General features: G+C 36.3%; 9 protein-coding genes. 5 read left to right on the forward strand and 4 right to left on the reverse strand.

Annotation, left to right across the window (positions count from 1 at the left end):
• The coding region (locus tag ABY905_RS10015; RefSeq protein ID WP_372643177.1) for a hypothetical protein at positions 1-358 on the forward strand (358 nt) is incomplete at its 5' end.
• 11 nt (positions 359-369) lie between these two features.
• On the opposite strand, the gene ABY905_RS10020 is transcribed toward ABY905_RS10015, so the two are convergent.
• From ABY905_RS10020 to ABY905_RS10030, 3 genes are all read right to left on the reverse strand, one after another.
• Entirely contained in the window at positions 370-996 is a 627-nt protein-coding gene (locus ABY905_RS10020; RefSeq protein WP_372643180.1) for a transposase, read from the reverse strand.
• Between the two features lie 84 nt (positions 997-1,080).
• Positions 1,081-1,674 (reverse strand): ATP-binding cassette domain-containing protein, encoded by a 594-nt coding sequence (locus ABY905_RS10025; protein ID WP_372643183.1) that lies wholly within the window; start codon positions 1,672-1,674, stop codon positions 1,081-1,083.
• Positions 1,675-2,578: 904 nt separating this feature from the next.
• Positions 2,579-3,319 (reverse strand): hypothetical protein, encoded by a 741-nt coding sequence (locus tag ABY905_RS10030; RefSeq protein ID WP_372643186.1) that lies wholly within the window; start codon positions 3,317-3,319, stop codon positions 2,579-2,581.
• 707 nt (positions 3,320-4,026) lie between these two features.
• Here ABY905_RS10030 and ABY905_RS10035 point away from each other — a divergent pair.
• Positions 4,027-4,611 (forward strand): hypothetical protein, encoded by a 585-nt coding sequence (locus ABY905_RS10035; RefSeq protein ID WP_372643189.1) that lies wholly within the window; start codon positions 4,027-4,029, stop codon positions 4,609-4,611.
• 113 nt (positions 4,612-4,724) lie between these two features.
• On the opposite strand, the gene pheT is transcribed toward ABY905_RS10035, so the two are convergent.
• A complete protein-coding gene (gene pheT, locus ABY905_RS10040) occupies positions 4,725-7,175 on the reverse strand; it encodes a phenylalanine--tRNA ligase subunit beta (RefSeq protein ID WP_372643191.1) in 2,451 nt (816 codons plus the stop codon).
• Between the two features lie 216 nt (positions 7,176-7,391).
• On the opposite strand from pheT, the gene surE reads away from it, so the two are divergent.
• From surE to lpxB, 3 genes are all read left to right on the forward strand, one after another.
• Complete coding sequence (surE, locus tag ABY905_RS10045) at positions 7,392-8,174, forward strand: 5'/3'-nucleotidase SurE (protein ID WP_372643193.1); 783 nt, start codon at positions 7,392-7,394, stop codon at positions 8,172-8,174.
• On the forward strand, positions 8,158-8,457 hold the full coding sequence (locus tag ABY905_RS10050; RefSeq protein WP_372643195.1) for a hypothetical protein: 300 nt from the start codon (positions 8,158-8,160) through the stop codon (positions 8,455-8,457). Before surE ends, ABY905_RS10050 begins: the two co-directional genes overlap by 17 nt.
• A 122-nt stretch (positions 8,458-8,579) precedes the next feature.
• On the forward strand, positions 8,580-9,710 hold a 1,131-nt coding region (lpxB, locus tag ABY905_RS10055; RefSeq protein ID WP_372643197.1), incomplete at its 3' end, for a lipid-A-disaccharide synthase.

Here is a 9,710-nt window from a genome sequence, read left to right on the forward strand (position 1 = left end):
CGCTAGAAACAATGATACCAAGAGTAGTGCGGGCGATAAGTTCGAAACAGGTCGCGAGATGATGCAGATTGAGATTGAAAAGAATGAAGTTTTGCTGAATCAGACAGCTAAAAATCGAAAAGAACTTGCACGAATCGACATTACAAAAGAATTTAATAAAGTTGCTTTTGGTAGTCTTGTGGAAACAGATAAAGGGACTTATTTTATATCTATTGGCATTGGCAAAATTCAAATTGATGATGAAATTTGTTATGCCATTTCTCTAGCTTCCCCAATTGGAGGTTTGTTAAAAGATAAAACTGTTGGCGATGAGGTTCAGTTTCAGGGGAGAGTATTTACGATAAAGGAAATTGTTTAAATGATCCTGATTTAATCTGTCAATAATTTATCTGCCTTCCAATTTTTCGGATTATCTGCAATATATACTGAAATTCTATCGAACGATTGTTCATTACGGATAATGTGTTCCCAATAATTGCGTTGCCACAATCGTTTATTGAACCGTTTCCAGTTTTGTGTTTTCACCCCGTGAATATATGCATTGGTTGTCATGGTTTTAAACCAACCAATGGCATCGCCAATTGTGGCATTGTATATTTTATTTTCCATCCCGTACGTTACGGGTTCGGGGAAACCACGTATCGGATGACCACGTAGGGACATCCCTACGTGGTCGCCCGATACGTTATTGGTATTATCCGATACATTATTATTGTTATCCCGAACATTTTCAATAATACAATGAAAATGGTTGGGCATAACCACCATTTGATGGCAAATTTTATCGGGGTATTTATTTTCCAATTCCTGATACCATTTTGCAATCATTTTACCCGCATCATTCAATACCATTTCACCCTGAATAACCTCACCAAATAGATGAACCCTATCCTGGCAGCAAATCGTAATAAAATACAACCCTTGCTGCGAATAATCATAGCCTTTTAATCGGATTGATTGGCGATTGGGAAAGTCTGTGTCTTTTTTATTATTCATTTTAATGATGAAAATATAAAGGTGGTGTGAGAGGTTCTCCGCTAGGCTAATAGCCTAGCGGCAGCCTACTCGATTACCAACCGTTTATTGTTCATTTACTCGGGCGTAACCTAGAGTTTCTAAATCTTGAATACCGTTTGTCAAATAAGTTGTACCATCGCTGATTACGTATAAATTGTCACAAATATCAACTATATGTTTGTACATATGGTCTGTGATTATTATTCCTTTATTTTCTTTTTCTCTTAAAATCAGTCTCTTGATTGTATCTATATGCAAAGGCATAACTTGAGAAAAAGGTTCATCTAGCATGCAAAATTTAGTTTCAGAAACCAATATTATATAAATCTCAATAATACGTCTTTCTCCTCCTGATAAATCACACAATTTAGACGTGCGAAATTTTTCAAGTTCAGGAAAATAGATTATCAAGTCGGCAAAATCTAGATTAAAATCATCGAAAATTCTTTTAATCTTTAAAGAGCTAGGTATAAATCTAGTTTGGGGTAAGTATTTTAAATCTTTGGGAGAGCGATAAGTACTAATTAGAGAATCACCATTTATTCGAATTGATTTATCATTGGGAATAAGTTCTCCAAACAATATCTTCATTAAGCATGATTTTCCTGTTCCATTTCTCCCTAATAGTCCAGTAATTTTCCCCGTTTCACTTTTCAAATACACATTTTGAAAAATTCTTTTCGTGTCGAATTCCAAAATAACACTGTCAACTTCAAGTGTATTTATCATTTAATCTTTAATGTTAGAATTACTAATATCAGAAATAGGAACATATCAAAAGTTAGAGCCGGAATCCACAAATGTTTTTTTGTTAACCCTAGATTTTTATAGTAAAAAAACACATCCTTTTTGAAGTTGTGGATATAATAAAAAACCAAAGCGAGAGTAATGATCTTAAACCAAAACAATACTATAAAAGTACTAATCCCCCATTCGTAAATAATACTTAAACAAGATAATGTAATCATCAAGCTTGAAAATGCAAATGACTTATAAAATGTAAATACTAATCTCGTTGTTCTCATAAATTGTTGGTAACTTATTAGTATATGCACTTTATAAGTGCAACTATTTTAAATATCTCGTGATTAAAAGTGAATAATTCATATTATATAGATCAGTATTGTTCACTTTTTGGTGGTGTAACCCGTTTCCTGTTTTGCAAAAACTTGAACACAACAGCTCACGAATTTACTAATTAGGAGTAAACATCAAATATAAATACTGTAAAATATTTTGGGGAATTATTATAAATAGTAGAGTAGGCATGGGGTATTTGTGATAAAAAAACACCCCAAGCTTTCGCTTAGGATGCCTTAGGTCTAGTTGTGTGTTATCATTATAAAAAATTGAAACCCATTGCTTGCATTCCTACTCCTTACAGGCTAATGGATATTACTTACAGTCGAATTAATCCCCTTACACCTGAAAAATATGTTCTTACGGTTAAATTGATGCTCCTTACAGGTAAAATACACGCCTTACAGGTATTTTGGTATTCCTTACAGGTAAATTATGCTCCTTACAGCAAACAGGTCAACTATCGCAGGGGTTTCAGCTCCTATTGCTCTTCGATATTTTCTTTCTTTGTTTTTCTGGAGTTGCGCATATACTCACTCGAATATCGCTTTTGTTTTTCTTCATTGTTCCAAAAGGCATATTTGCCATAGGCACGAATTTCGTCAACCAATTGTTTCAGGTAAGTGTAAGCTCTGTCGCGCATTAGTTTTTCCGGTCTGTTTCTGCTGTTTTTTACTCCATCTACCTGGTTCATCAGGTCTACCAAATCGAGCGATAGCTGTTTGGCGCGCTCCGTTTTAGTCGCATCAAAAAGTATAGCTGTTAAAGGTTCAGGATATTGTTGTGCAAAAGCAGGGTAATCGCTCAGGTCCTGAATCAAATCCATATTGCCGCTACCATCCACTATGTTCGATAGTTTTTTCAGAATATTGGGATGGTTTCGGTAGGCAAACTGAAAATCGTACTTTAATTCGCGTTGCAAAAGTCTGCCTTCATCAATTTTCTCTTCCCACTGCTGCGTGCTTGTTAGTGCCGATTGATAAACAGCAGTCCATGCCGATTGTTTATTTTGCAGAAATTTAGCTCTTGGTGTAAGCTCCTGAATTTTATTTTCGCTAAGTCCTTTAGCCAAAAGCGCTACTATGTCTTCCATTGCATTTTGATGAAGTTCTCCGGCCTCACCAATGGTTATGTCTACGGGAATAGTCGGCGAAATAATTTGGTCTTCAGGAATTTCAAGAACCAATTCATCAATCGTTTTTGTTGCAGTTTCATCAGTCATTTTTAGAAGTTTTAGGGTTGAAATATCAACCGTTTATATAAATAAAAATCGTTTGGATACTGAAATTAGAAAATATATTGTAAAAGACAATAGATATAGAGAAAGGATTTTTATCATAATTTATGATAAAACTGCAAAACCGTTGTATTTGCAGGGGTTTAACTGAAATTAAAAATTATGGATAAACAATATTTTTATTGTGCTATATTTTTAGCTTTCTTAAAATGTTGAGTTGGTATTAAATACCGATTAGCATGATCATCTGATTCGAGAAAAATAAAAGAAGCCACTAACATGTTAATGAGCTTGCTATTAAATTAGGCAAATGGACACAAATTAAATTTGTGCTAATTTGAGAAATCTGTGGATAAAGTTGTTTCGAAATTGAATTGGTAAAATTCGAATTGATAATCAAACTTCTTATGCCTTTTCTCTGGCATCGCCAATTGTGGCATTGTATACTTTATTTTCCATACTAGACGTTCTTCGTTATGTGGTCAAGCAATACGTGGTTGTTTGGAACGTTTCCCATAGAATAATGAAAAATATAAACTAAGATTCACACTGTCTATTTTGAAAGTGCTTAGGGTAAGCTTTTTTAACTTTTGTATCTTATTGCAAAGCACAGCTTTATTAACCAATTGTGTCGTTTCAATTCGGTACTATTTTTGTGGTAATAAAGCTTTTAACTATTAAAGCCTGAAGTGATGAAGAAATTGATGTTTGTTTTGATGATTAGTTTACTTATTGGCTGTACAGATGATGATACCTATGTTTACTACGATCATCATCATCAAAATAGTGTTGTATTGCTACAAGTAAATTACACAGATTATGAGTTTGAAGGTGGCACGGAGCTGTTTTTGCATTCGGAGTTTAACGATTCGGATACTCTGCCTATTCGTGTAGATTATGTGTCTCCAGGAGATTTTGGTAGCTTGGGTTTGTATTACGAACCTAAAAGTGAGCCGATATTCAAAGGAACGATAATTTGGAGTGGTACTGGGGAACGTATGTATCCGTATAGTTTATACCACCCAAGAAAATTCTTAATGCTGCAGGATTCTATTGATATGCCTGATAGTGATGATTTTCAAATTCTTTTCCCAGAGGAGGGTGTAAATTATCCTTTGGATTCTATTTGGAATTCTATTAGTCATTTGGCTATTGTTTCGAGATACCTGGAAAGTGGCAAGAAAGTTGGCGTATTCCGTTATACTCGTAGTGTAGGTGCGGGAAATCCTAATGAATGGGATTGGTATGTAGTTATGAATACGCAACCAGAAAAATAAACTTATAAGTCGATAAAAAAAAGTGCTCTGTAATCGGGGCGAATTGTAATTTTAACTCAAAAAGAAAAGCCGGTTTCATTATGAAACCGGCTTTAAATATATTTCTAATCAGTTTATCTCAACTGAGCGCCTAATTGTTTTTCGTAGCTTTTGATTAGCTTTTGCATGATTTTATCAATCTGCTTGTCAGTTAATGTTTTTTCAGTATCCTGAATGATGAAACTCACGGCATATGATTTTTTATCAGCACCCAATTGCTCATCGATGTAAATATCGAATAGAGAAACAGATTTTAATAGGTTTTTCTCACAGTTGAAAGCGATGGTCTTGATTTCAGCAAAGCTTACGTTTTTGTCAATCAAAAGAGCCAGGTCGCGCTTAACTGAAGGGTATTTCGCTATTGGTACGTAGTTCACCTTGTTTTTAGTGGCTTCAGCCAAAAGTGTTTCCCATTTGAAATCAGCATAATAAACAGGAGTGTCAATGCCAAAATTCTTTAGCAATTTACCATTAACCATACCCATTTCAACCAATACTTTTTTCTTCACACCGTAAGTTAAACCTTCAGTGAAAATATCGCTCTCCATTTCATTAATTCTAAGCTTCTCAATATTGAAACCTAAACGTTTTAGAAGATTCTCAGTATAAGCTTTCATATGGAAGAAAGAGGTAGGCTCTTCCTTAAGATTCCAGTTTGTAGATGCTTTTGCACCACACATAAATAGAGATAAGTGCTGATTCTCGAAGTAGTTATCTACTGGATTCTCATTCTCCTCGTTTACGATATGGTGGTACGATTTACCGAACTCGTAGAGCTTAAGATCTGCATTCTTACGGTTGATATTATAGGCTACAACTTCTAAACCACCAAATAATAATGATTGACGCATGGCATTAAGATCAGAACTCAAAGGATTCTTAATACGAACCGTATGATCTTCTTCGATGCTCTCTAAACCTTCGTAATAGCTAGCTTTAGAAAGTGAGTTATTCATGATCTCGTTGAAACCACCATAGCTAAGCATATCCGAAAGCATATTCTTAAGCTTGTGCTCATCAGGTTTTGGAGCATAACTTAAAGAAGCATTTACCTTGTTAGGCACTTCAACATTGTTGAAACCATAAATACGTAAAACTTCTTCAACGATATCAGCCTCACGTGTTACATCAACACGGTAAGGAGGTACCAATAAACTCATTTGATCGCCATCAATTTTGTCCACTTTAATTTCTAAAGCTTCAAGAATTTTGATGATGGTTTCTTTGCCGATTTTCTTTCCAATTAAACCTTCAATTTTAGCAATATTAGCTTCAACCTTAAAGTCTGCAATTGGGTTTGGGTAAATATCAATTAGATCTGATGAAATGGTTCCACCAGCAATTTCTTTAATTAAAAGGGCTGCTCTTTTCAAAGCATATACCGTGTTGTTAGGATCGGTACCACGCTCGAAACGGAAAGACGCATCGGTATTTAAACCTTGACGACGAGCCGTTTTACGAACATATACAGAATCGAAATAAGCCGACTCAAGGAAGATGTCAGTTGTTTCATTACTTACTCCTGATTCCAAGCCACCAAAGACACCTGCGATACACATTGGTTGTTCAGCATTGCAAATCATCAAGTCGTTTTCGTGCAATTCACGTTCTACCTCGTCAAGTGTTGTAAACTTGGTTTCAGCAGGTAATGTTTTCACGATAACTTTTCCACCTTTTACATTAGCGTAATCGAAAGCGTGCAATGGTTGAGCGGTTTCAAACAACACATAGTTGGTAATATCCACAATGTTGTTGATTGGCTTAAGTCCGATAGCCTTTAAACGGTTTTGTAACCACTCTGGCGATTCAGCTACTTTAACACCACTAATGCATACCCCTGAGTAACGAGGACAAGCCTTTTCGTTCTCAACAATTACTTCGATAGCTGTGTTCGTATTTTCTACTTTAAAATCCTCAACCGATGGAATTTTATAGTCGATATCTTTTTGTTGTTTCAGGTAAGCTGCTAAGTCGCGAGCTACACCAATATGACCAGCACCGTCAATACGGTTAGGAGTCAAGTCAATTTCAATGCAAGTGTCGTCCTCAATATTGAAATACTCTTTAGCAGGCATTCCCACGGTAGCATCACCATTCAATACCATAATACCATCGTGACCTTGGCCTAAACCAATTTCATCTTCGGCACAAATCATTCCCAAAGACAGTTCGCCTCTGATCTTCGATTTCTTAATCACAAAACTCTCATCGCCATCGTATAGAACAGTTCCCACTGTGGCTACAACCACTTTTTGCCCGGCAGCGATGTTTGCAGCACCACACACAATTGGTAACAACTCCTCCGAGTTTACATCAACTGTGGTTATATGTAAGTGATCAGAACCTGGATGTGGAATACAAGTTTTCACTTCTCCAATTACCAAGCCTTCAAGGCCGCCTTTTATTGATTGGATATTTTCAATACCACCAACTTCAAGACCAATTTGAGTTAAAATGTTATCCATTTCAGCAAGCGTCAAATCTACATCGATGTAGTCTTTCAGCCATTTGTACGATATCTTCATTATATGAGGGTTTTATTCTGATAATTTCATTGATTGGGAAAATAAAGACTGAGCCAACTTGTCATCAGAAATGTGAGATGGCCTCTGTAATCATCTATTTTCAAGCTTACAAAAGTAGGAATTTTACGGCAAACAACAAGCAGAATTTTTAATATGCATTTGTTCTATCTTCAAGCATAATTCGATATCTTTGTCTGTCTTACAAAATACATCGAAATGAATCATACAAATAATAAACCTCTGATACTGATTACCAATGACGATGGCGTTAATGCTAAAGGCATTAAGGCTCTTTACGAGATGGTTAAGGGGCTAGGTGAAATTTATATTGTGGCGCCAAATCGTGCCAATTCGGGTAAATCGAATTCCATAACGGTTGAAGTGCCTATTCGTGTCCGTAAGATAAGAGAAGCGGAAGATGTGAAGGTCTATTCCTGTAAGGGTACTCCTGTTGACTGTGTTAAGTTGGCTTTAAATAAAATTGTTCCACGTCAACCCGATTTTCTTGTTTCAGGGATTAATCATGGTGCAAACACATCGGTAAGTGTTCTGTATTCTGGAACTATGGGAGCAACCATAGAAGGCTGTTTAGCTGGAATTCCTTCAGTTGGTTTTTCTTTAGACAGTTTTGAAGGTAAGGCTGATTTTTCTCAATGTATTAAATATGGTCGTAAGATATTTGAGAATGTGGTGAAGAATGGTTTACCCCGTAGTATTTGTTTAAATGTGAACTTTCCTGAGGGCGATATTAAGGGCGTGCGTGTTTGTCGTCAGGCTGATGGCATGTGGAAAGAAGAATTCGATCATCGCAAAGATCCTTTTGGTGTTGATTACTATTGGTTAACTGGGCAGTTTAAAAATGCGGAACCTCATGCTGATGATACCGACGAAAGTGCGATTAAAGATGGATATGCTTCAGTTGTCCCAACTCAGATTGATATGACAGCTCATCATGTTCTAGAAAACCTTAAAACTTGGGATTATGAAGTCATTGATTAATAATTCTTACGTTGGTGCTATTCTTGGGTTGATTGTGCCCATTCTGTCAATCTTCATTGCTTACTGGGTAAATTCTCGTCATGATATGACTCTTTCTCAATTTATTGATGGGGTGTTGGTTCTTAAAATTTACGCCAAGATGATGGCTGTAGCCGTTTATTTTGGAAATGTGGTTTGCTTTTTTCTTTTCATCAAATTGGATTGGTTGAAAGCTGCCCGCGGAGTCCTTCTTGCAACAATCGTTTATTCATTTATTGTCCTTCTTTTCCGAGTTGGTCTGTGATGAATTGTGGATGTGACAATGTGCTGATAAGTTGATTTTGATAGATTTTAAGCTTGTTTCACTTTAACCTTTTTTCCTTTAACCTCTTTTCACTTTATCCTTTAACCTTGTTTTTATAAACTATGAAATATTACATCATAACAGGTGAAGCCTCTGGTGATCTTCACGCCTCAAACCTAATGAAAGAACTTAAGAACGAAGATGCTCATGCAGATTTTCGATTTTGGGGAGGTGACCTGATGCAGGCACAAGGAGGTGAGATGGTGAAGCATTATCGTGAAACGGCTTTTATGGGCTTCGTTACGGTATTGAAAAATCTGAAGACGATTCGCGCTAATTTCACCCTTTGCGAAACAGATCTTTTAGCTTTCGCACCTGATGTTTTAATTCTGGTTGATTACCCAGGCTTTAATCTACGAATGGCTGCTTTTGCCAAGAAGCATGGTATTCGGGTTCACTATTATATTTCACCTAAGATTTGGGCTTGGAAAGAATCGCGTGTTAAAAAGATTAAGGCTCATGTCGATCGCATGTTTACAATCTTTCCTTTCGAAACCGAATTTTATAAAAAGCACAACTACGAGGTTAGCTTTGGTGGTAACCCTCTTTTAGATGCTATAGAGAATCGAGATAACAAGGAGGAAAGCTTTGATCAATTTGTTGAGCGAAATAAATTACCTCACAAACCAATTATTGCTTTATTAGCCGGTAGCAGAAAGCAGGAAATTGAACGTATTCTTCCTGTGATGCTCAAGGTTGCAGATCGTTTTCCCGATTATCAGTTTGTCGTGGCGGCTGCACCATCTATCACTAAAGAGTTTTATGCATCAGTATCACAAAACAGCAAGCTAAGCTTCGTTTACGGACAAACTTACGATTTGTTACAACAATCTAAAGCGGCATTGGTAGCCTCAGGGACAGCAACTCTAGAGACAGCTTTACTTCGTATTCCTCAGGTGGTATGTTATAAAATGAGTGGGGGAAGTTTAGCCTACCGTTTGGGTAAAATGCTTTTGAATATCAAGTATATCTCTCTTGTGAATTTGGTTGTCGATAAGTTTGTTGTGAAAGAATTGATTCAGCAGTATTGTAATCCTCAAAATATCAGCGATGAGCTCGATTTGATTTTAAATGATGAAGCTTATCGTTCTCAGATGTTGGTAAATTATGAAGATTTGAGTCAGCATTTAGGAGGAGCAGGGGCTTCTGCTCGTTTTGCTAAAATGATTTATGAAGATGTCAAAGCAATTAAG

The organism is Ancylomarina sp. (assembly GCF_041555295.1).
Classification (GTDB): domain Bacteria; phylum Bacteroidota; class Bacteroidia; order Bacteroidales; family Marinifilaceae; genus Ancylomarina.

What these genes read in the sequence shown, in the direction of transcription:
- ABY905_RS10020 (WP_372643180.1), bottom strand. Translation starts at nt 996, where the DNA reads ATGAATAATAAAAAAGACACAGACTTTCCCAATCGCCAATCAATCCGA.
- ABY905_RS10030 (WP_372643186.1), bottom strand. Translation starts at nt 3,319, where the DNA reads ATGACTGATGAAACTGCAACAAAAACGATTGATGAATTGGTTCTTGAA.
- ABY905_RS10035 (WP_372643189.1), top strand. Translation starts at nt 4,027, where the DNA reads ATGAAGAAATTGATGTTTGTTTTGATGATTAGTTTACTTATTGGCTGT.
- pheT (WP_372643191.1), bottom strand. Translation starts at nt 7,175, where the DNA reads ATGAAGATATCGTACAAATGGCTGAAAGACTACATCGATGTAGATTTG.
- surE (WP_372643193.1), top strand. Translation starts at nt 7,392, where the DNA reads ATGAATCATACAAATAATAAACCTCTGATACTGATTACCAATGACGAT.
- ABY905_RS10050 (WP_372643195.1), top strand. Translation starts at nt 8,158, where the DNA reads ATGAAGTCATTGATTAATAATTCTTACGTTGGTGCTATTCTTGGGTTG.